Annotated in this window: 18 protein-coding genes; 8 read left to right on the plus strand and 10 right to left on the minus strand. The window is 54.7% G+C overall.

The genetic code is table 11. The features are described 5' to 3' along the window. Positions 1–287 precede the first annotated feature (287 nt). Both mutA and scpA read left to right on the plus strand, forming a co-directional pair. On the plus strand, positions 288–2,147 hold the full coding sequence (mutA, locus tag HMPREF1121_RS01360; protein WP_044114329.1) for a methylmalonyl-CoA mutase small subunit: 1,860 nt from the start codon (positions 288–290) through the stop codon (positions 2,145–2,147). A 20-nt stretch (positions 2,148–2,167) separates the two neighbouring features. Continuing rightward, complete coding sequence (gene scpA, locus HMPREF1121_RS01365) at positions 2,168–4,321, plus strand: methylmalonyl-CoA mutase (RefSeq protein WP_044114330.1); 2,154 nt, start codon at positions 2,168–2,170, stop codon at positions 4,319–4,321. A 107-nt stretch (positions 4,322–4,428) separates the two neighbouring features. On the opposite strand, the gene HMPREF1121_RS01370 is transcribed toward scpA, so the two are convergent. Beyond that, a complete protein-coding gene (locus HMPREF1121_RS01370) occupies positions 4,429–5,058 on the minus strand; it encodes a DUF417 family protein (RefSeq protein WP_044114331.1) in 630 nt (209 codons plus the stop codon). A 237-nt stretch (positions 5,059–5,295) separates the two neighbouring features. Here HMPREF1121_RS01370 and HMPREF1121_RS01375 point away from each other — a divergent pair, with 237 nt between their 5' ends. From HMPREF1121_RS01375 to HMPREF1121_RS01400, 6 genes are all read left to right on the plus strand, one after another. Then, the gene (locus HMPREF1121_RS01375; RefSeq protein ID WP_044114332.1) at positions 5,296–6,444 is read left to right on the plus strand and encodes a hypothetical protein; all 1,149 of its coding nucleotides are present in this window, start codon (positions 5,296–5,298) and stop codon (positions 6,442–6,444) included. Between the two features lie 7 nt (positions 6,445–6,451). Next, positions 6,452–7,168, plus strand: coding sequence for an SAM-dependent methyltransferase (locus HMPREF1121_RS01380; RefSeq protein WP_044114333.1), 717 nt, complete (start codon positions 6,452–6,454; stop codon positions 7,166–7,168). Between the two features lie 11 nt (positions 7,169–7,179). Then, on the plus strand, positions 7,180–8,595 hold the full coding sequence (locus tag HMPREF1121_RS01385) for a methyltransferase RsmF C-terminal domain-like protein (RefSeq protein WP_044114334.1): 1,416 nt from the start codon (positions 7,180–7,182) through the stop codon (positions 8,593–8,595). A 15-nt stretch (positions 8,596–8,610) separates the two neighbouring features. After that, positions 8,611–9,339 carry a tRNA1(Val) (adenine(37)-N6)-methyltransferase gene (locus HMPREF1121_RS01390; protein ID WP_044114335.1) on the plus strand — a complete coding sequence of 243 codons (729 nt, stop codon included), beginning with the start codon at positions 8,611–8,613 and terminating at the stop codon, positions 9,337–9,339. A gap of 489 nt (positions 9,340–9,828) precedes the next feature. Continuing rightward, on the plus strand, positions 9,829–11,625 hold the full coding sequence (locus tag HMPREF1121_RS01395; protein WP_044114336.1) for a DUF349 domain-containing protein: 1,797 nt from the start codon (positions 9,829–9,831) through the stop codon (positions 11,623–11,625). 81 nt (positions 11,626–11,706) lie between these two features. Next, complete coding sequence (locus HMPREF1121_RS01400) at positions 11,707–12,048, plus strand: DUF6122 family protein (protein ID WP_009432976.1); 342 nt, start codon at positions 11,707–11,709, stop codon at positions 12,046–12,048. An 80-nt stretch (positions 12,049–12,128) separates the two neighbouring features. Here HMPREF1121_RS01400 and HMPREF1121_RS01405 read toward each other — a convergent pair whose 3' ends face one another. From HMPREF1121_RS01405 to murA, 9 genes are all read right to left on the minus strand, one after another. Beyond that, on the minus strand, positions 12,129–13,550 hold the full coding sequence (locus HMPREF1121_RS01405) for a Gfo/Idh/MocA family protein (RefSeq protein WP_044114338.1): 1,422 nt from the start codon (positions 13,548–13,550) through the stop codon (positions 12,129–12,131). Positions 13,551–13,577: 27 nt separating this feature from the next. Next, the gene (locus HMPREF1121_RS01410; RefSeq protein ID WP_044114339.1) at positions 13,578–15,164 is read right to left on the minus strand and encodes a peptide chain release factor 3; all 1,587 of its coding nucleotides are present in this window, start codon (positions 15,162–15,164) and stop codon (positions 13,578–13,580) included. Positions 15,165–15,174: 10 nt separating this feature from the next. Then, complete coding sequence (locus HMPREF1121_RS01415) at positions 15,175–15,732, minus strand: DUF4924 family protein (protein ID WP_044114340.1); 558 nt, start codon at positions 15,730–15,732, stop codon at positions 15,175–15,177. Positions 15,733–15,743: 11 nt separating this feature from the next. Then, positions 15,744–17,000 (minus strand): alkaline phosphatase family protein, encoded by a 1,257-nt coding sequence (locus HMPREF1121_RS01420; protein WP_044114341.1) that lies wholly within the window; start codon positions 16,998–17,000, stop codon positions 15,744–15,746. Positions 17,001–18,009: 1,009 nt separating this feature from the next. Next, positions 18,010–19,371 (minus strand): dihydroorotase, encoded by a 1,362-nt coding sequence (locus tag HMPREF1121_RS01425; RefSeq protein WP_044114342.1) that lies wholly within the window; start codon positions 19,369–19,371, stop codon positions 18,010–18,012. A gap of 17 nt (positions 19,372–19,388) precedes the next feature. Next, positions 19,389–20,081, minus strand: a complete 693-nt coding sequence (locus HMPREF1121_RS08605) for a CPBP family intramembrane glutamic endopeptidase (protein WP_052353545.1) — start codon at positions 20,079–20,081, stop codon at positions 19,389–19,391. After that, a complete protein-coding gene (locus tag HMPREF1121_RS01435; RefSeq protein WP_044114343.1) occupies positions 20,078–21,007 on the minus strand; it encodes a helix-turn-helix transcriptional regulator in 930 nt (309 codons plus the stop codon). Before HMPREF1121_RS01435 ends, HMPREF1121_RS08605 begins: the two co-directional genes overlap by 4 nt. Positions 21,008–21,055: 48 nt before the next feature. Continuing rightward, the gene (locus HMPREF1121_RS01440; RefSeq protein WP_044114344.1) at positions 21,056–21,598 is read right to left on the minus strand and encodes a ribosome maturation factor RimM; all 543 of its coding nucleotides are present in this window, start codon (positions 21,596–21,598) and stop codon (positions 21,056–21,058) included. Positions 21,599–21,601: 3 nt separating this feature from the next. Further along, the gene (murA, locus tag HMPREF1121_RS01445) at positions 21,602–22,912 is read right to left on the minus strand and encodes a UDP-N-acetylglucosamine 1-carboxyvinyltransferase (RefSeq protein ID WP_044114345.1); all 1,311 of its coding nucleotides are present in this window, start codon (positions 22,910–22,912) and stop codon (positions 21,602–21,604) included. Between the last annotated feature and the right edge of the window lie 21 nt (positions 22,913–22,933).

A 22,933-nucleotide genomic window follows, 5' to 3' on the forward strand; every position in this document is an offset into this window, starting at 1 on the left:
GACAGGACTCTTGGCGACAGTCTCTTTAGAGTGATGAAGATGAAGCCTATAAGTCCCTACTATTTAGTACTTCTTAGAAGGAGGATTACCTGCCGGAGGGTGGCGCAAGTCGCTCCGTAAGGAAGAGGGAGAGGAGTCGTGGATGATACGATGCGTCTCCATCGGGTAATATCGCATTCTGCCAGCCTTTTGCACGTCTCGGGAAAACCTTTGGCGAGCCTAGGTCGTTTCACTGATTTACGTTACCTTTGCGGATATAAGTAATCAATTCACTAAATTGAACTATTATGGCAACTGACAAAGAACGGTTACTGAGCGAATTCCCTGCCATTAGCACACAGGAATGGAAGGACAAGATCGTGACCGACCTGAAGGGAGCTGACTTCGAGCGTAAGCTCGTCTGGCGTACCAACGAAGGATTCAACGTCAACCCCTTCTATCGTCGCGAAGACCTCGAAGGTCTCTCTACCCCCAAAGTGATGCCTGCAGAGTACCCCTATGTCCGCTCCACGCGCATGGACAATGAGTGGCTCATCCGTCAGGACATCAATGTAAATGACCCCAAGGAAGCCAATGAAAAGGCACTGGATATCCTCAATAAGGGGATTACCTCGCTGGGCTTCAAGCTTCGTCGCGATCAGGTCAATAAGGAAACTCTGGCCATCCTGCTCAAGGGCATTATGCCCGAGGCTATCGAGCTGAACTTCTCTTGCTGCATCTCTGTAGCAGCTCGGCTCGCAGGCGAACTGGCCGCTTATCTCACCGAAGTAGGAGCCGATGTAGCACAGTGCAAGGGCTCGATCAACTTCGACCCCTTCAAGAAGCAGCTCGTCAAGGGTATCTCTAACCCCCAGTGGGTGGCTATGTGCGCACAGCTCCTCGATGCTGTCCGCCCCCTGCCTCAGTACCGCGTCCTCACGGTCAACGCCCTCAATATCAATAACGCCGGTGCCTACATCTACCAGGAGCTGGGCTATGCACTCTCTTGGGGTGCTGAGCTCATCGACAAGCTCTCGGAAGCAGGCTACTCCATCGAAGAACTGACGAGCCGTATCAAGTTCGTCTTCGGCGTAGGGTCCAACTACTTCATGGAGCTGGCTAAGTTCCGTGCTGCACGCTGGCTCTGGGCTGAAATCATCGGTGCCTACGGCGACCAGTATAAGGGTGACGCAGCTAAGATCCATATGCACGCTGTTACCTCTACCTGGAACAAGACGATCTACGATGCTCACGTTAACCTCCTTCGTACACAGACCGAAGCGATGTCAGCGACCCTGGGCGGTGTAGACTCTCTGACGGTACAGCCCTTCGACGTTACCTACCAGGAATCAGACAACTTCTCCGAACGTATCGCACGCAACCAGCAGCTCCTCCTCAAGGAAGAGTCTCACTTCGACAAGGTCATCGACCCCGCTGCTGGCTCCTACTATATCGAGCATCTGACGAACGCCCTCGCAGAGCAGGCTTGGAAGCTCTTCCTCGCTGTAGAAGAAGAGGGTGGCTTCGCTGCTGCTGTCGAAGCTGGTAGCGTACAGAAGGCGGTCAACGCCAGCAACGCTAAGCGTCACGCTGCTGTCGCTGCTCGTAAGGAAATCTTCCTCGGTACGAACCAGTTCCCCAACTTCACCGAAACGGCTGCACAGAAGGTCGCTCAGGTAGAAGCAGGTGGTCACAGCTGTGGCTGCGGTGCTCCTTCGATCGAAGCTCTGAACTTCGACCGTGGTGCTTCCGAATTCGAAGCTCTTCGTCTGGCTACTGAGCGTAGTGGCAAGGAGGTCAAGGTCTTCATGCTTACGATCGGTAACCTCGCGATGCGTCTGGCTCGCTCTCAGTTCTCCAGTAACTTCTTCGCTTGCGCTGGCTACAAGGTCCTCGACAACCTTGGCTTCGCTACGGTGCAGGAAGGTGTTGACGCTGGTCTCGCAGCTGGTGCCTCGATCATCGTCCTCTGCTCGAGTGATGATGAGTATGCAGAGTTCGCTCCTGAAGCGTACAAGTATCTCGCAGGTCGCGCTGAGTTCGTCGTAGCAGGTGCTCCTGCTTGTACAGACGACCTCAAGGCTGTCGGCATCGAGAACTTCATCAACGTGAAGAGCAACGTCCTCGAAACGCTCCGCCAGTTCAACCAGAAGCTTGGTATTAACTAATCGGTAAGGAGACAGAAGAAATGAAACCACAATTCAAGAACATAGATATTAAGTCTGCAGGCTTTGCCCAGACTTGCCCCGTCGAATGGGCTTCGAAGCAGGATAACAGCTCCGTATGGCGTACCGCCGAGCAGATCCTCGTCAAGCCCGTCTACACGGCGCACGACCTCGAAGGGATGGAACACCTCGACTATGCTTCCGGTATTCCTCCTTACCTGCGCGGTCCTTATAGCGGTATGTACGCTATGCGTCCTTGGACGATCCGTCAGTATGCAGGCTTCTCTACGGCTGAAGAGTCTAACGCCTTCTATCGCCGTAACCTCGCCTCTGGTCAGAAGGGGCTTTCCGTAGCCTTCGACCTTGCTACCCACCGTGGGTACGACGCTGACCACCCTCGTGTAGTCGGTGACGTCGGTAAGGCTGGGGTATCGATCTGCTCGCTGGAGGATATGAAGGTGCTCTTCGATGGTATCCCCCTCAACAAGATGTCCGTCTCGATGACGATGAATGGTGCCGTACTTCCTGTCATGGCATTCTATATCAACGCAGGTCTCGAGCAGGGTGCTAAGCTTGATGAGATGGCTGGTACGATCCAGAACGACATCCTCAAGGAGTTCATGGTGCGTAACACCTATATCTACCCACCCGAATTCTCGATGCGTATCATCGCTGACATCTTCGAGTACACGTCGCAGAACATGCCTAAGTTTAACTCGATCTCTATCTCCGGCTACCACATGCAGGAAGCTGGTGCTACGGCAGACATCGAGATGGCTTACACGCTTGCTGACGGTCTCGAATACCTCAAGGCTGGTATCGCTGCTGGTATCCCCGTAGATAAGTTCGCTCCTCGTCTGTCCTTCTTCTGGGCTATCGGGATGAACCACTTCATGGAGATCGCTAAGATGCGTGCTGCACGCTGCCTCTGGGCTAAGATCGTCGGTCAGTTCAACCCTGAGAACCCCAAGAGCCTTGCGCTTCGTACGCACAGCCAGACGTCTGGTTGGTCGCTCACCGAGCAGGATCCCTTCAACAACGTAGGTCGTACCTGTATCGAAGCTATGGGTGCAGCACTCGGTCACACGCAGTCGCTCCACACCAACGCTCTTGACGAAGCTATCGCACTGCCTACGGACTTCTCAGCTCGTATCGCTCGTAATACGCAGATCTACATCCAGGAAGAGACCCTTATCTGTAAGGAGATCGACCCATGGGCAGGTTCGTACTACGTCGAAAGCCTTACGAACGAACTCATGCACAAGGCATGGGAGCACATCAAGGAAGTCGAAAGCATGGGCGGTATGGCTAAGGCTATCGAAACGGGTCTGCCAAAGATGCGTATCGAAGAAGCTGCAGCTCGTACGCAGGCTCGTATCGACTCTCGTCAGCAGGTCATCGTCGGTATCAACAAGTATCGCCTCGAGAAGGAAGATCCTATCGATATCCTCGAGATCGACAACACTGCTGTACGTGAGCAGCAGATCGCTCGTCTGAATGATCTGCGTAAGGGGCGTGACGAAGCTGCTGTCAAGGCTGCTCTCGAAGCTATCACCCGCTGCGTAGAGACGAAGGAAGGTAACCTCCTCGACCTCGCTGTGAAGGCTGCTGCTCTGCGTGCGTCTCTCGGTGAGATCTCCGACGCCTGCGAAAAGATCGTAGGTCGCTATAAGGCTATTATTCGTACTATCTCAGGCGTGTATTCTTCAGAATCCGGCGAAGATCAGGACTTCATCAAGGCGAAGGCTCTTGCTAAGAAGTTCGCTGAAAAGGAAGGTCGTCAGCCCCGTATCATGATCGCTAAGATGGGTCAGGACGGTCACGACCGCGGTGCAAAGGTTGTCGCTACGGGCTACGCTGACTGTGGCTTCGACGTGGATATGGGTCCTCTCTTCCAGACTCCAGAAGAGTCCGCTCGTCAGGCTGTCGAAAACGACGTCCACGTGATGGGTGTATCTTCACTGGCTGCAGGTCACAAGACGCTGATCCCTCAGGTCATCGAAGAGCTGAAGAAACTTGGCCGTCCCGATATCCTCGTCACGGCTGGTGGTGTCATCCCTGCGCAGGACTATGAGTTCCTCTACAACGCAGGTGTTGCCGCTATCTTCGGTCCTGGTACCCCAGTAGCTTACTCTGCTGCTAAGGTCCTCGAGATCCTCCTTGGTGAAGAAGCCTAAGCAACTCCAATAAGGTAGCCCCCGAGGCTACACTACTAAACGGCAGAGAGCCCCATCCACCGAAGTGGATGGGGCTCTCTTTTTGGCCTTTATCGAAGGAGGATCGCTTACTTCTTCAGTCGTGCGAGGATCTTACCTGCAGATTCTGAGAGGAGGACCACAGCGCCGGCGAGGATCGCAGTATCCTTGATGACGAGGCGACCAGCACCAGAAAGGAAGGGGAAGCCATTGGCCCATTCGCCAGCAGCTAAGGCTTCGGGCGAAGCGTGTACCCATGTTTCGGGCGTGGTGATGAGGAAGCTCAGCGTCCCAAGGGTCATGATGATGCAGAGGACCTCACCGATGATACCGAGATAGGGAGAGAAGAGCCCGAGGAAGACGAGGATACCGATCGTCATGATCAGGATACCGAGGCCGTGAGAGAAGAGGTAGGTACGGTTCTCTACATGCCAATCGTGCTTGGCCTGATTGTACTGACCTTCGGGCACCTTGTTGAGGGTGTATTCCTTTACGGTCTTGCCTTCGTCGTTGGTCACCTTGTTATTGGCGTCCTTGAGGAAGAAGCTCATCAGCGGGCTATTTGCCACGAAGGGGATGATCCCATTGGCTTCGTAGTTAGCGAACTTCAAGCCACCGATCCATACGAAGATGATGAGGATGGCCACACGGATCAGCTTGCGTCCGAGGCCCCCGAGGTTGCTCGCACACTCGAGGAAGGAAATGAATGCCTTTTGCATTTTGTTAGAGTTGTTTGTTAGGTTGAAACTAAACGGATTGTCTGACTTACAAACCTGATGCATCTTGGGAAAGTTCATACAGTGCAAGTTTATGACAGGGGAAGTGGAGTATATTAGGATAGGAAATACCTCCTATTTCAAGGGTAAGGTATATTCCTTTGCTTCCTATGGGGAGTCGCTTGGTTGGGGAGTGGGAGTCGATGAACTACTGCAGGGCGTAGGGTGTTCTAAGAGTGCATGATGAAGATTATTCGCACGATTTATCATAAGACACGGCGCCTCATCGCCAATACGCCTCCACTGCCGACGGAGCTATTCACCTTCCCTTTGGGCTTGACACTGGTCCTGCTCTTCCCGCCGGCTGTGGCGTGGATAGCAGTAGCCGCCTTGCTCACACTCTCTATGCTCCTCCTGTGGTGTATGGGGGCGCTGTGGGTCAATCGCTCTGTCGTCGGCCGTTCGCTCTTTGTGCTCCTCCTGTGGGGGGGGCTTTTCCTACTCTCTCCCGAGGACATCATGGAGCATCCCTTAGGTGCTCAGGCGCTCCTCTTGATCAGCTATCTCATCAGTAGTATCGTCGTCGCGGCCTATCGCTGGACAAAAGAGCACCGAATGGAAGGGCAAGGGCTCTGCATCCGTGGGCGAATCCTGCGTGTCGAGCGACTACGCTTCGAGCGCATCTTAGTCCTTTCGTCTCTGGCGGGACTGCTCTTCCAAGGGCTTTGTGCTCAGCTTTGCCCCGTAGAGCATCGTGATCTCCTGCATATCGCCTCTACCTTCATCGTCCTCTTCACGTGGGCGGTCTACACGATCGAGTGCATTCACCTCGTCTGGGTGCAACGTCGCCTCGAGAATGAAGAATGGATCCCCGTGCTCAGCGATGACCAGCGCCCCATCGGTCGGGTGTCTAAGACGACTCCTGAGTATGAAGGTGGCCGCCTGCCAGTAGTTCGCCTCATCGCCTTATCGCGAGATATGATCTATCTGGAGCAGTCTGAGGCGCCATCACTCCCCGCTGCCTCTGGCTACGACACGCCATTCATCTCGTGGCTCACTGAGGGTAGCCGCCCCGACCAAGTAGCTCAGCGCCTCATCGACCTGCGCTTCTGTGGCATCCGTCGTGTGCGTCCCCGCTTTCTGCTGCATTATCACGAAGAGATCAATGGTCAGGCGCTCAGCGTCTATCTCTTCGCAGTGGACATCGCAGAGCCAGGACAGCTGCTCATCGACTGTCTTCCGACGCGCGGTAGATGGTGGCCCATCGACCATCTGGCTCCAGAGATCGAGACGGGTGACTTCACTCGCTACCTGCGCTCCGAATACCCTTACTTAGAGCAGACGCTACTCTTGGCGCATCGTCTTCGCTCTTCATCTTCCCATTCCTAAGACTTCCATGGCTCACTCCAATCTTGGCAAGCTCTATCTGATCCCAGTGCCCATCGCCGAAGTAGATCATCGCACTTGCCTGCCCGAATATAATCGGGAGCTGCTGCCTACGATCCGCCACTACATCGTAGAGAATATCCGCTCGGCACGGCGCTTCCTCAAGGCCGCTGATCGGAATATTGACATCGATAGTATCACCTTCTACGAGCTGAATAAGCATACTCCCGAAGGTGCTATCGGGGAATATCTCCGCCCCGCACAAGCTGGTGAGCCCGTGGGCGTCATCTCAGAGGCGGGCTGTCCTGCTGTAGCTGACCCAGGAGCTGATGTCGTAGCGCTGGCACAGCGCCTCGGTATTGAGGTCATCCCGCTTGTAGGTCCCAGCTCGATCCTGATGGCTCTGATGGGCTCTGGCTTCAATGGTCAGGGCTTTGCCTTTGTAGGTTACCTGCCTATCGAAGATGCTCGCCGCGTGCAGACACTCAAGGAGCTGGAGCATCGTGTGCGTACCAAGGGTGAGACGCAAATCTTTATCGAGACGCCCTACCGCAATGTGCAGCTCGTCGAGCAACTCATTCGCCACTGCTCTCCAGATCTTAAGCTCTGTATCGCATCGGGTATTAGCTCTGAAGGGGCGATACTTCGTACGCGAAAGCTCTCTGCTTGGCGTGGCAACATCCCCCAGATCCATAAGGTCCCCACGATCTTCCTCATCGGTCAGTAAGCTTCTTTGCGATGGCACTTCAGACACCTATCCCCGCTTTATTCTCCGATCAGCTTCGGGAGTTACTTCCCACCGAGGCCGAAGCCCTGCTTGCTTCCTTAGACGAAGAAGCATCTGTCTCGGTGCGCCTCAATCGGCGTAAGACGGACACACCTCCTGCTTCTCTACCTATTGGAGAAGCTGTCCCTTGGGCTAAGCCTGTGGGCTTCTACCTGGATGGGCGTCCTGCCTTTGCTGCTGACCCACTTTGGCACGCAGGTGTCTACTATGTACAGGAGGCTTCATCGATGCTGCTGCGCCTTGTAGCTCCACTCTTGGGCGAAGAACCCTTGCGTGCGCTTGATCTCTGCGCTGCTCCTGGCGGGAAGAGTACGCTTCTCTTGGACCTTCTCCCCGAAGGTAGTACGCTGGTGAGCAATGAACTCGTTCGCTCACGTGCACAGATCCTCGCGGAGAACATTCAGAAGTGGGGTGGGGTACACTCTGTAGTGACCTCGACTGAACCGCAACGCCTGGGGCGTCTCAGAGAGCAATTCGACTTTATCTTAGTTGATGCGCCTTGCTCGGGCGAAGGGATGTTCCGCAAAGAAGAGGAAGCCCGCCGCCAATGGACCCCTGGCTTAGTCGAAAGTTGCGCTCGTCAGCAGCGGGAGATCCTTGACGATATCTGGCCAGCACTTGCACCTGGTGGGCTGATGGTCTATAGTACTTGCACCTTCAATCGTCAGGAGGACGAGGATATGCTCGCCTATCTCGTCGAGGAATTAGGTGCCGAGCCCGTGGCCTTGCCAGAGCTTCCCGAGCCAATCACTCCATCGCCCCTCAGCTCTTACCCCTGCTACCGCATGATGCCGCATCGCTTGCGTGGCGAAGGTCTATTTATGGCCGTTGTCCGTAAGCCAGATGTCGAGTTAGGTAGCGCTCGTACCAAGTCCGCTCGCTCAAAAATCAAGCCCAATCCGAAACTCCCTCAAGAGGTGCTTCGTTGGCTTCGTGAGGATCTTCGTCGAGATGTCACGCTACAGTCCTTGCCTGACGGCACACTCACGGCTATTCCCTCGGCATTGTATCCCATCGTCGAAGCCCTCCAAGGGGCGAAGATCCCCATTCTTACTTCGGGAATTCCTTTGGCTGAAGTTAAGGGGCGTGACTTCTTACCGCTTCCAGCTCTCGCTCTAAGCGTGGGGCTGGACGAAGAAGCCTTCCCCCGAGCCGAACTGACGCAAGAAGAGGCCATCCGTTACTTGGCTCGTGAAGCCATCACGCTTTCAGCCGATATGCCTCGTGGGCTTGTCCTTGTCACCTACGAAGGCTACCCCTTAGGCTTCGCGAAGCACTTGGGCAACCGAACAAACAATCTCTATCCGCAGGCATGGCGTATTCGCCATCCTGAGCTCCTGCTCTCAGGGCTGGACGCGAAGGAGTAATACCTTCGCTCATCTATGGATAAGCCCTTTTATCTAAAGCAATTCGCCCTCCATCAGGAGAATACGGTGCAGCGTGTGGGGACAGACGCCCTGCTCTTAGGAGCATGGCCCTTCGTCCACACATTGCCCGAGAAGGCGCATATCCTCGATGTTGGAGCTGGGACAGGCATTGTCTCGCTGATGATGGCACAGCGCTTCTCGGACGCAGTGGTCGCAGCGTGGGAAGTGGAAGACGGTGCTCTCAAGGACGCTGCGACGAACTTCGCCTCCTCTCCCTTCGCTGATCGTCTTCGTATTCATTCACAAGACTACCTGCATGCCAAGCTGGAGGACTGGCATCCCTTTGATCTAATTATCTCCAATCCTCCCTATTATACCGAGGGTATTCTGCCCGATGATGCGCGTCTGCGCTTAGCGCGGCACGTAGCCGAAGGCCTATCGCCTGAGAATCTCCTTCGCACGGCAGTGCGACTCTTAGCTCCTCGTGGTGCCTTAGCCTTCATCTCGCCTGCTGGCTCGCTTCCTTCTCTTCGCCGAATAGCCGTCGAGTCGGGCTGGCGACTTAGTGAGTTGGTTACGATCTATTCGAAGCCTGGAGAGGTCAAGCGTACGCTTACGCTTTGGTGTCGCCTCACCGATACTGCGGAATACACACCGACCTACAGTCTTGATCTCACGCTTCAAGATGCTACGGGAGCATCCTCAGCCGAATATAAAGCGTGGCTCAGGGACTTCCTTCTCTGATTCTCCTCATCTTTTCACATAGTATCCTTGGTAGTGGAGCTGAATAGACTTCACTATCTCTGCATATAGGTATGTGGTAGTGACCAGTACTGGTCAGCAGTCGAAGTAGTACTGGTCACTATATGTTACCAGTACTGGTTGCAAATTGGACCAGTACTGCTTCACTCGTCGACCAGTACTGGTTCATATTTCCCCTCTTTACTACTGGTTCGGAGTACTTCTTTGACGGCTTGGTATGGTCAGCTATATGTCTGGGCTTTGTTCGATAGAGATAGCTGATGTATCGTGCTTGACTTGAAAGGTGGCTCCCTCAAGCAGAAATCATGAATATATACTGCTGAAGAATTGGGGCAAAAGGAAAAAAATGTTTAGCTTTGTAGTGAGCAAGATTTTCAGTCCTTATTATACCTCTTCGAAGGCTTTTGCATACAGTCTCTCCAGGGGGTAGAGTAGGGATGGGATAGCACTACAATATAGAAGAGAATGACTATGGAACTCCAGACACCAGACCAAGCACAGCTTGACCACACTGCCCCCGCAGCACAAGACGCGGCTACACCACTCGATCAGACTCCCTCCTACCAGTCTATGAGCCCTCAGGAGCTCGTCGATCATTTGGCTGTACTCCTCCAACAAGAAGAACTTCCTGAGCGTAAGCTCGTCGAGAATATCCGTGGTCAATTCATTCGTCGTCGTGAACGCCTTGATCCTAATGACAAGGAGCAACGTGAATCCTTCGAAGTGCAGGAGCTCCGCCTCGAAGGCCTACTCTCGACCTTCCGTGAGCACGACAAGAAGCGTCAGGAGGCCTTAGAGCAGCTCTATGCTGAAAACAAGGTCAAGAAGGAAGCCCTCCTTCAGCGCTTCGAGGATCTCTTCAAGAGTAATGAGGAAGGCGCTGAATTTGGGAGCCTTTACTCGACTTTCACTGCTATCCGTGATGAGTGGAATGCCCTGGGGCAACTGGATCCCAAGGATGCCACTGTACTCAACCGCCGTTTCTATGAGCTACGTGATCAGTTCTATGATCTCAAGGCTATCAACGATGACCTGCGCCAGATCGACTTCAAGAAGAATCTGGAGGCAAAGCAGGCTATCCTTGCAGAGCTCCGTGAGCTCGATAGCGTGAAGGATACGATCGCGGCCTATCGCCGTCTGCAGGAGCTCACCGCGCAGTGGCACGAACTTGGCCCTGTATCAAAGGAGCATCGTCAGGAGATCAACACCGAATTCAAGCAGCTGGCTACGGCTCAGCATAAGCGTCATCAGGAGTTCCACGACCAGCGTAAGGCCACTGAGGAAGAGAACCTCCAAGGTAAGGAGCGCCTCTGTCTGCAGGTGGAAGAATTGCTTTCTTCCGCTCCGCTCTCCTCGCACTCTGCCTTCAACAAGGCTGTCGAGCAGATCAAGGCTATGCAGGAAGAGTGGCGTAAGATCGGCCGTGCTCCCCGTAAGGACAACGAATCCATCTACCAGCGCTTCCGTGCCGGTATCGATGCTTTCTTCCGCCGTCGCAATGACTTCTTCAAGGCTAATCACGAGCATACCGAAGAGATCCTGCAGAAGAAGCGTGCGCTCATCGAGCGTGCTGCTGCTCTGAAGGATAGCACCGCTTGGGAGGAAACGACCAACGCACTCAAGGCTCTCCAAAAGGAATGGCAGGAGCTCGGTGCCGTATCTCCTAAGTACAGCCAGAAGATCTGGGAAGAGTTCCGTGCCAGCTTCGACTATTTCTTCGATCGTAAGAAGAAGGAAGCTCCCCGCCGAGACAAGGCTTACAGCGAAGCTCGCAAGAGCCTGGCTGTAAAGCGTGAGATCATCAAGGAACTTACCGCTATCAACGAAGGCGAAGTATCTGAAAACCTCCGCGACCTGCTCAATAGCTACAACGAACGCTGGAAGCAGGCTGGCTTCGTCCCCAACAAGGATCGTGAGGCTATCAATGCAGCTTATCGTGAGCTGCTCGATGCTCTGCATGGCAAGCTACGCCGTCATCGTGAGGAGCGTCGTCTCTCGGGCTATAGCGCTTCGCTGAGTAATCTCGAGGGTAAAGGGGCCACGCTGCAGAGCGAGCACAGCCGTATGCAGCGTCATCTGGACCGTCTGCGTAGCGAGCTCCAGACCTATGAGAGTAACCTGACTCGCCTCAACATCAGTAGTAAGTCGGGCTCTTCGCTCCTCTCCGAGATAGAGCGTAAGCGCGATGCTCTCGTAGCAGACATCCATCTGACGGAGCAGAAGATTGCCCTCCTCGTAGAAAAGGAAAAGGCAGGCGAAGAGGCTTAGTCCCTTCCTCCTCTCGCTTCATAGCGACTCCCCAGGGACCCCATGATGGCGTGCCTGGGGAGTCTTTTATCTCCCACTCCTATGCTCGCTCGCACACTCGTGCACTATGGTCTGCACTTCGTCTTTCCGCTGGTGATAGCGCTGCTCTGGCCGCGTCGTCGCTGGACGGTGGTGTATCTCCTGCTTCTATCGACGATGCTGATCGACGTAGACCACCTCTTGGCACGCCCGATCTTTGACCCGAATCGCTGTAGTGTCGGGACACATCTCCTGCACTCCTATCCGATGGTAGGGCTCTATGTGGTGATGCTCTTCCTGCCCTATGAGCGCTGGGGATGGCCTTGGTGGCTACGTGTCCTGGCAGTCGGCTTGACCTTGCATATCCTCACTGACTGGCAGGACTTTTACCTGTGGTTGCACTGAGGTATTGATATAAAGAGAGCGCCCCGATAAGCCTATCGCTTATCGGGGCGCTCTGTCTTTAGGGGAAAGTATTCGAAGGACTACTTAGCGAAGTGCAGCTGAAGGCCCTTGATACGCTTCCAAGCTCCACGAGTGAAGTCGGGGAAGGCAACAGGTGCAGACTGGTGCTCCAGAGAGAGACGAGTCAGGTCACCGATGACAGACCATTCAGCGAGGTCATAGACGTCCATATCGAGGGGCAGACCATTGCGCATGCAGTAGATCAGACGATAGTCCATGATGAAGTCCATACCGCCGTGACCACCGACCTTCTTAGCCTTCTCAGCGATCTCCTTCTGGATGGGGTGCTGGTACTTCTTCATCAGCTCATCTCTGGTAGCATCGCTGACGTAGTCGTGGCTCTTGAGGTCTTCGTGGTTAGGTACAGCCTTGAGGTTCTGCTCCGTGGGACGGAGAGCATAGCCTTCGTTGGGGTACTTGTTAGCGAAGCCGTCGGTACCGATGACTTGATACATACGGTCGTATGGGCGGTAAGAAGCTACGTTGTGCTCGAGGTAGATCGTCTTGCCAAGAGCAGTCTTGATGAGCGTCTGAGTCATCTCACCATTCTTGACTACGGGATTCTCTACTCCGAGTTCCTTCTTCATGAAGCGGGGGATAGAGGTGGCAGGTACGTCCATAGAGGTTAGGTACTCCATGCGGTCGCCACGGTGGATATTGAGTACCCAGCAAGATGGGCCAAGGCCGTGTGTCGCATAGACATCACCGCGATTCTCCTGATTGAACTTCAGGCGCCAGTTGCCTTCGTAGTACTTCCAGAAGGGCTCGAGGTTGTGGATGTAGGCACCCTTGGTGCTGAGGACATCACCGAAGAGGCCCTGCTGAGCCATGTTGAGTGTGGTGAGCTCGAAGAAGTCATAGACGCAGTTCTCGAGCATCATGCAGTGACGCTGCGTGCGCTCAGCCGTGTTGATGACGTCCCAAGCTTCCTTGAGGGTCGTCACAGCTGGTACTTCACAAGCGACGTGCTTGCCCTTTTGCATGGCATAGATCATCATAGGGGCATGACGTGCCCAGTCGGTAGCGATGTAGACCAGGTCAATGTCGGGGCGGTCGCAGAGCTGCTTCCATGCGTCTTCGCTACCGCTGTAAGTAGCTGCTTCGGGGAAGCCTGCCTTCTTGAGGATGGCTTGGCTCTTCTCGACACGGTCGGGATGAAGGTCACAGAGCGCCTTGATCTCTACGCCCTCGATCTGGGTGAAGCGCTCGACGGCACCAGGGCCACGCATACCAAGCCCGATGAAGCCGACGCGAACGACGGGCATCGGAGCATGACGGAGTCCGAGTACATCTCGCTGCCCAGCGGGGCGCTTAGGGATAGCGGTCTCGAGTAGGTAGCTCTTGGCGGGCTGCTTACTCTTTGCCTTTCCCTGGGCGCTTGCGGCACCCACCGAGAGGATCGTAGCCAGGAGTAGGGAGGCTACTTGCTTGATTGCTTTCATGTAATTGTGTAGAATTAAAATATGGTATTATTTACCGAATTCGGAGGTGAAGTGGAAGCGTATCTTGGGAAAGTCCTGCTGCGCCATCGTCAGTACATAGCCCGAGTCGGCCAGATAGACATCACGTCCGACGAGATCCTTCGCCATGAACTGTGACTTACGCTTCTTGAAGTTCTCGAGCTCTGCGGAATCATCGCTTTCGATCCAGCATGCCTTGTAGAGGCTAATAGGCTCCCAGCGACAGGCTGCACCATACTCGTGGAGTAGGCGGTACTGGATGACTTCGAACTGAAGCTGGCCGACCGTGCCGATGATCTTACGACCGTTAAACTGATTGACGAAGAGCTGTGCTACACCCTCGCCCATGAGCTGGTCGATACCCTTGGCGAGCTGCTTGGTCTTCATCGGATCTTGGTTCTCGATGTACTTGAAGAGCTCAGGTGAGAAGCTGGGGAGGCCCTTGAAGTGAAGCTCCTCGCCAGCCGTGATGGTATCACCGATGCGGAAGTTTCCCGTGTCAGGTAGACCGATGATGTCGCCTGCGAAGGCCTCTTCTACCGTCTCCTTACGCTGGGCCATGAAGGCCGTTGGGCTGCTGAATTTCATACTCTTGCCGAGGCGCACGTGCTTGTAGCTCGCATTACGCTCGAAGCGACCGGAGCAGATCTTGATGAAGGCGATACAGCTACGGTGGTTGGGGTCCATGTTCGCGTGGATCTTGAAGACAAAGCCTGTGAAGGCGGGTTCGTAGGGCGATACCTCACGTTCCTCTGCCTTGACGGGACGGGGAGATGGCGCGATCTCTACGAAGCAGTTGAGGAGCTCTTGCACACCGAAGTTGTTGAGTGCCGAGCCGAAGAACACGGGGGCGATATCGCCTGACAGATATTCCTCACGGTCAAACTCGGGGTATACGCCGTCGACGAGCTCCAGATCCATACGGAGCTTCTCTGCCTGCTCGGGTGTGATGTGCTGCTCGAGCTCGGAGGAGTTGAGGTCTGTGATCGTGACGCTCTCGGTGATGCGCTGCTTGTCAGGCGTGAAGAGATTGAGTGCCCCCTCGTGGATGTTGTAGACGCCACGGAAGCGCTGACCCATGTCGATGGGCCAAGAGAGAGGGCGTACACGTATCTGCAGCTCCTTCTCGATCTCGTCAAGCAGGTCAAAAGGATCCTGCCCCTCACGGTCCATCTTATTGATGAAGACCATCACTGGGGTCTTGCGCATACGGCACACCTCCATGAGACGGCGGGTCTGGGTCTCTACGCCCTTAGCCCCGTCGATGACGATGATGACGCTATCGACAGCGGTGAGGGTACGGAAGGTATCTTCAGCGAAGTCCTGGTGACCAGGGGTATCCAAGATATTGATCTTGTAGCCAGCGTACTCGAATCCCATGACGGAGGTCGCCACGGAGATACCACGCTGCTTCTCGATCTCCATCCAGTCACTCGTCGCGGTCTTCTTGATCTTGTTGCTCTTGACGGCACCTGCTACGTGGATAGCCCCCCCGAAGAGGAGGAGCTTCTCTGTGAGGGTAGTCTTACCGGCGTCAGGGTGACTGATGATAGCGAAGGTACGTCGCTGGTCGATCTCTTTCTTATATTCGTTCATGTAGGGGGATCTAATTGTGGGTGTTGTCTTCGGCCTCGATGCCCTCTTGCTCCATCTTGTAGCGGTGGGCAAGCATAGCGAGGAAGGCGCTGATCTGCTTCATTGACTTCTTGGTCTCCTCGCTGACCTCCTTATGCTGGAGGCTGAGGGTGATATAGCCATAGAGGGCGTTGAAGCAAGTCTCAAGGTCGCTCTCCGTAGCTCCGTTATTCTTACCTCGGAGCTGGATGAGAGCTGGGAGTATCTGCAGGTGCAGTCCCGAGTAGACGATGTCATTGGGATTGCTGATGAGGCGGCGGTGAAGCTCCTCGAGCTGCATCAGTACGATGCGGTTGACATCAAGATGCCCCGACTGTACCTTGCCCTCGGTGCGCATCATCTCGATAAGCTCGAGATACCATGAGCGGATCTCGGCACGCTTCTCTTCGTCGACGTCGTAGCGGGGGAGGAGGAGCTGCTCGACACCCTCAGGGGAGACGCCTGCAGCACGGATGAGATCCTCTACCTGCCACATGTAGAGCAGGTATTCAGCGATATTCTCTTTGTGCTTCTTCTGTGCAATGATCATAGGAGCAGCGACTACTTCTTCTTGAGGAGTGAAGAGGCGAGAGCTTCGTCCGCATCATGTGCGCCAGGCTGGAGGCCGAGGATACGGCAGACGAGGGGGTAGAGGGTGATATTGGGGATGGGCTTAGAGACCTTGCGACCAGGCTGGAAGTCTGGACCGACAGCCTTGAAGATGGCGTACATCTCAGGATTCTTATTGTCGAAGCCATGTCCAGCATGGAGGAAGTCCTTGGGGATGCCTTGAGGACGGAAGAAGATCTGCGTGCCGAGGTCTGCAATGAGTACCAGCTCACCAATGCGGGGGCTGCTACCGAAGTGTAGGCGAGTGGGTAGCTCACTCTTACGGTATACCGATATGTGGGGCACCTTCTTCAGGATCTTATATGCCGTCTCGGTATAGCCCTTCTTAGGATAGAGGTGTGTGAAGGGCCCCGTAGCGACATGCTCAAAGCTATCGATAGGGAGGTACTCTGCGAGGTTGACCGCCTTGCTGCGGTCGAAGGACTGCATCCCATGGTCTGAGACGAGGATGAAGTCTACCTGCTGATGAATGGGGAGCTTGGCAAGTCCCTTGCGGAAGTAGCCGATGACTGAGTCCATCTTCTCTACCATGCGAAGGGTCTTAGGTGACTCAGGGCCGTTGTGGTGGCCTGTATGGTCGGGCTCTTCGATATACCACATGACCAGATGTGGACGCTCTGCCGCAGGGAGATTCAGCCAGCTAAGTACGGAGTCAGCACGATCCGTGTAGGGTACCTTATCGTTGAATTTCTTCCAGCGGTCGGGGTGGTGTCCCCCGACGGGAGTCTCACTACCGACCCAGAAGAAGCTGGCGGACTTCACGCCATGACGACGCGCTACATTCCACAGTGGCTCGCCCTTGTAGAAGGCGGGATCTGCTACAGCCTTGCGGTCACCGAGGCGATAGCGTTCTCCACGCTCGTCCCAGAACTCATTGCCGACGAGTCCGTGGTTGTTAGGATAAAGCCCCGTAGCCATCGAGTAGTGGTTGGGGAAGGTCAGTGTGGGATAGGAGGGGCGGAAGCGACCTGCAAGCCCTTCACGATCCATAGCATCGAGGTTGGGGGTAGCACAACGCCCCTGGTAGTCGGGGCGGAAGCCATCAAGCGAGAGGATGACCACATAGCGGTCTTGGCGTGGGGTGCGTTGACTAAGAGTAGCGGTATGTTGTCTGGTCGTACCGCAGCCAGTGATGGCAGTAGCGGTAAGGGCCGTAGCGCAGAGGAGCGCACAGAGACTCGACTTCATCGGAGTGGGTAGATCTATTTCGTAAGCGTGAAAAATGCTCCCTGTCGACCGAGGTGGAGGGCAAGGAGACCTATCGTTGTCTTTACTACAAAGTTAATGAAAAAGCCCCTTTGTGCGATGCCTCTTGTTACGTGAGTGTTGAGCTTAAATATCAGGAATAGTCTCTTCCTATTTCTCTTGGTGATAGGGTCGTGATCCCCTTGGGCGGAGCAGTCGCTTAGTGCGACTTTGGCGGGGCTGTATAGGGTCCTGGAATATAGTCTATTAGAGTGGGGGAATGTGAAGAAGTACTGGTTGATATTCCCCTTTCAGAGACTGTTGCCGCGAGTCCTGTCCTCTATTTAGAGTTTAGAGTGCTAAGGTATCGCACACCCAGCTCCCCGATATGCCTCTCCGAAGTGATACACAAGCCCTTCGCCTTATCGCGAGTATTCCTCTTATCCAACGGAGGGAAAAGTGCCCTTCTCGTGAAGGAAGAAGCGCCTTCAAATAGTGGTTTTTCCGCATCTACGCACGTAGTCTTAAAGCCCAGGCACGTCAATCCAAATATCCACGTACGTAGATATTAGAGCCACGTACGTAGTCTACACTTATCTGCCACTCGTCCACAACTTTTATCTCTACGCGGAGCAACAACTCTAATATAGGTCACTTCACAAAGCTATATAGCTTCGCACCGAAAGCTATATAGGAATCAGTCCAAAGCTATATAGTTTTCTTCGCCATCCTATATAGCTCTGCCCACGCACCCATATACCTCTTATGAGACCATTGCACAAGCCCATCTCTTCATTACTCGTACCTTCTTGCCTCGAAAATCAGAGTCTTTAGGCTGAGAAGTTCGAAGGAGGAAAGTGCAAGCTGTGAAGAGATGGTCTTGCACAATGGTCTCCTTTCAATCGTTTTTCTCTCAGTGTAGGTTAGGATCCATAAAGTATAGCCCCTTCCCCGAAGGCTGATGGCACTTCGGAGAAGGGGCTACACGTGTGGTAAAGAGACGGGTGTCGGACTATGGACGTGAGTAGAGGAGTGGAGCTACCGATGGGCGTACTTCGCTGAGTGCTCCTGCGCGATAGGCACAGTCCCCATTGATATAGGTAGCCTCGACACGGTGACCGAAGGTATGCCCTTCGAAGGGTGACCAACCGCAGAGGGAGATGATGCTCTCGGTCTTGACGGGTGTCTTGCCCTCGGGATCGATGAGGACGAGGTCGGCATAGTAGCCTTCGCGCAGGTAGCCGCGCTTCTCTACGGCAAAGAGATCGGCAGGGCGGTGGGCCATCTTCTCCACGACCAGTTCCTTTGTAAATACGCCTTCGCGGGCCATGTCAAGCATGGAGATGAGTGCATACTGCGTGAGCGGACCACCACTGGCTGCGGTGAGGCTGTTGCCTTCCTTCTCAGAGAGGAGGTGTGGGGCGTGGTCGGTGGCTACGATGTCAACGAGTCCCGAGCGAACGGCTGCACGAAGCGCCTCACGATCTCGGAGGGTCTTGACAGCTGGATTCCACTTGATGCGGTTGCCTAAGCGGTCGTAGTCGGCATCGGTGAAGATGAGGTGGTGCACACAGACCTCGGCTGTGATCTTCTTCTCAGCAAGTGGGATGTCATTGCGGAAGAGGGAGAGCTCACGCTCCGTCGAGACGTGGAGGATGTGCAGGCGGCTGTCAAGTCGTGTCGCCAGCTCGACGGCTTCACTCGAGGAGCGATAGCATGCCTCTTCGCTGCGGATGAGAGGGTGGTAGTGTACATCGAGCTTCTCTTCGCCTACGGTGGCGAGGTAGTGCTCGCGGTTAGCACGGATGATCTCTTCCTTCTCACAGTGAGTGGCGATGATGAGGTCGGTCTCAGAGAAGATACGCTCAAGGGTCTTCTTGTCATCGACAAGCATATTACCTGTCGATGAGCCGAGGAAAAGCTTGAGTCCAGGGGTACGACGGGCGTCGATTCGCTGGATCTCATCGGCATTGTCATTACTTCCCCCGAAGAAGAAGGAGTAGTTGGCCCACGAGGTCTCAGCGGCACGCTGCATCTTCCACTCCCAGGCCTCGAGGCTGGTCGTAGGGGGCTTGGTATTGGGCATCTCCATAAAGGAGGTCGTGCCACCAGCGACAGCGGCACGGCTCTCACTCTCTATCGTAGCCTTGTGTGTGAGCCCAGGCTCGCGGAAGTGTACCTGATCATCGATGCAGCCTGGTAGGAGCCAGAGGCCTTCTGCTGGGATTACTTCGTCGACTTCACTGAGGAGGGCTTCGGGGAAGCTGTTCTCTCCCTCGTATATGCGCTCAATGAGAGTACCCGAGGTCAAGAGAGAAGCGGTGAAGGAGCGGCCTTCGTTGATGAGAGTTGCGTTGCGGAAGAGTCGTTTCATTGTAGTATTCCGTGAGATTAAAGGATGGAGAGGAGAGCTAATGTATTGTTGAGAAAGTGGAGGAGTATCGGGAGACGAAGGTTGCGTGAGTCCACTGCGAGGTAGCCGAGCATCAGCCCTAAGAGCATGCGGCTGGGGAAGCCCACGATAGCTCCATGGAAGAGGGCGAAGATCCCTGCTGAGAGGATGATTGGGAGCCAACGCTTGTGCGGGAGGACACGCTGTAGTGTGCCCTGGAGAAGGCCTCGGAAGAAGAACTCTTCGGTGATAGCAGGCACAACTGCCATCGTGAGGAAGAGTAGGGGGCGAGATCCCTCTCCACTGCTGAGAAGTTGTAGTAGCCGAGCCTCGACAGCATCCTGTACAGGATAGCCAAGCTTCTGAGCAAGGACTATAATCCCCATATAGAGGAGCTGAGCAAGAAGAAGGACGAGGAGAGAGAGCCCGAGGATGGAGAAGCTATGCTTAGGCTTTCGGTACTTGGCTGGTAGCGGTTGGGAGATCCTGCTCCAACCAGCTTTCCCCGAGGGAAGGAAGAAGGTAGGAAGCAAAAAGATGCACAGCGAGATCACAGTATTCGTGATCAGTTGTGCATCTACTGATGGGGTCGGGAGGAGTGTCCCCCCGAGAAGCATGAGTCCAGGAGTGAAGAGACCTAATGAGATGAGTATCCATGCAGCGAGTGCTGCAAGCTCAGTCTGTGGCTTCATTCCTCGAGGTCTTCGGCTGTATCGTCTTGCTGTAAACCTTGCCCTCGGCGAATCTTCAGCGGGGAGAGGCCGAACATACGGCGGCAGAACGCTGATAGGTAGCCAGGTGAGGAGAAGTAATAGCGCTCAGAGATCTCCGTCAGTGATAGGTTGCTATCGACCAGATCCTTGTACACATGGCGGGCGCGCTGCTGGAGAAGCCACTTCAGTGGAGAGACACCGAATTCATCGTCGAACATACGCGTCAGCGTCGCTGGAGGTACGCCGAGCTTGCTGGCGAGATCCTCTACATTGCGACACGAGAGGTGATGCTTGAAGACCTGACAGCTGAAGCCTGAGCGCTTGCAGTGGAAGCCTCGAAGGAATTCCTCTTGGACGCGGCGAGCATAGTTCATGCGTAGCAGGAGGAAGAGTTCTTGAAGCTTTACGTCAAAGAGGCGCAGGTCAGAGAGGGAGTATTGTAAGTACTCTATGATGGCACATGTCCAGAGGTCAATACCATGGGACATAGGGAGCACCGTGAGATCCTTCCCCTTATGCAAATCTGGGAGCTGGAAGCTTTTCTTCTTTGGACGCTCTGGGCACTGACGAGCACAGAGATGTACGCTGGGGAGGAAGTGGAAGGTAATGCATGAAGTCTCTCCCTCGGCCACTATATTGAGGAGGGTACCCATCGGGACGAAGATTATGCTCTTCGCTGCGAAGTGCTGAGACTCTTGCTCTCCATTCATGTAGGTAGTGATCTTCCCTGAGAGGAGGAAGATAAGATAATAGTCACCCTGACTCTTTAGATAGAGGTGCTCTCCATCGGCTAATTGCTTGTGCTGCGGGATGGAGATGAGGGCTGCTGACTGGTGCTTGAAGACCGAGTTGCCAGTAAATAAAGGCTCTTCGTCAAACCGAGGAGAGGCTACTTTCGGACGCATAAAATAATGGGGTGCAAAGGGTGCAAGGTAATGGATGCAGGGCTGATATTATAGCTCAAGTAGTCCTGCGGGGATATGTAGGTAGAGGCGGTGCCCCTGGAGGTCAAGGCGCTCAATGAGCTCCTCGGAGATAGGGAGGATAAGCTCCTCGCCAGCAGTCGTCTCGACTCGCAGTAGAGTATTGATCGTCGATTCGTCGATCTCTACAGCACGCCCTACACAGCTTTGTGTAGAGGCATCGTAGAGGTCAAAGCCGACAAAGTGCTGGAGGTCAAAGAAGTCCTCGACATCTTCCTCACCAGAGAGGTAGTCACGATCCAGCCAAATGGGACGTCCTGTGAGGGCATCTGCTTCGTCCTTCGTCGTGATACCAGAGAAGGTGATGAGGTCGATGTCCTCCCCTTTGGTGCGACGCTTTAGCACATGGTAGGGGATGAGCAGACCTTGCTCCTCCAGCATTAAAAAGAGTGAGGTGTCAGCTCCCTCCCATAGACCTGAGAGGTCTACGGAGAGCTTGGCTGACACTTCACCTTGCGTACCATGGGCACGACCCAAGGTACCTACATGCTCGAAGTCTTCCTTACGCAGCATCGTTTAGAGGCGGGAGATACGGGCTCCAAGAGCATTCAGGCGGGCTGCGATGTCTTGATAGCCACGGTCGATCTGCTCGATGTTATTGATCGTGCTGGTACCCTCTGCACTCATCGCTGCGATGAGCAGGGCGATACCTGCGCGGATGTCGGGAGAGGTCATCTTCGTAGCGCGCAGCTGGTGCGACTGACCGAGACCGATGACGACGGCGCGGTGGGGGTCACAGAGCATAATCTGAGCGCCCATATCGATGAGCTTATCTACGAAGAAGAGGCGGCTCTCAAACATCTTCTGATGGATGAGTACGCTACCCTTGGCCTGGGTGGCTGTGACGAGGAAGACGCTCAGGAGGTCTGGCGTCAGCCCAGGCCATGGAGCATCTGCTATGGTCAGGATAGAGCCGTCCATGAAGGTGTCGATCTCGTAGCCGTTGGGGTGGCGGGGGACGAAGAGGTCATCGCCCTGCTCCTCGATCGTGATACCCAGACGGCGGAAGGACTGTGGGATAATGCCGAGGTCAGGGATGCTGACGTTGGTGATGCGCAGCTCCGAGTTCGTCATAGCTGCCATACCGATGAAGCTACCGATCTCGATCATGTCGGGGAGCATAGTATGCTCTGCGCCATGGAGCTCCTTCACGCCCTGGATGGTGAGGCGGTTGGAGCCGATACCTTCGATCTGTGCACCCATACGTACCAGGAGCTTGGAGAGCTGCTGGAGGTAAGGCTCGCAAGCTGCGTTGTAGATCGTCGTCGTCCCTTCGGCAAGAGCTGCTGCCATGAGGATGTTCGCCGTACCCGTGACGGAGGCTTCATCGAGGAGCATATACTTCCCCTGAAGCTTCTTAGCCTCGAGGATGTAGCTCTTCTTGTCGGAGTCATAGACACAGCTAGCACCGAGCTCCTGGAAGCCGATGAGATGCGTATCTAGACGGCGACGGCCGATCTTGTCGCCCCCAGGCTTGGGGAAGATAGCGTAGCCAAAGCGCCCAAGCAGAGCCCCAGCCATGAGGATGGATCCGCGCAGTGCTCGTGAGCGACTGAGGAACTCCTCACTGTGTAGATAGTCGATGTTGACTTCGTCAGCCTGGAAGGTATAGCTACCCTCGTCATTGAGGCGCGTCACCTTCACGCCGATGTGGCGCAGCAGGTCGATGAGGTTGTTTACATCGAGGATGTTGGGGGTGTTGTGGATCGTCACGACCTCAGGGGTGAGGAGGACAGCGGAGATGATCTGGAGCGCTTCGTTCTTTGCGCCTTGGGGACGGATGCTACCCTGCAGGGAATAGCCGCCTTCAATTACGTAGGATGCCATGTAGTAGTGAGTGGTATCGGA

The sequence above is a fragment of the Porphyromonas sp. KLE 1280 genome, from assembly GCF_000700805.1.
In the GTDB taxonomy this organism is placed as follows: Bacteria; Bacteroidota; Bacteroidia; order Bacteroidales; family Porphyromonadaceae; genus Porphyromonas; species Porphyromonas pasteri.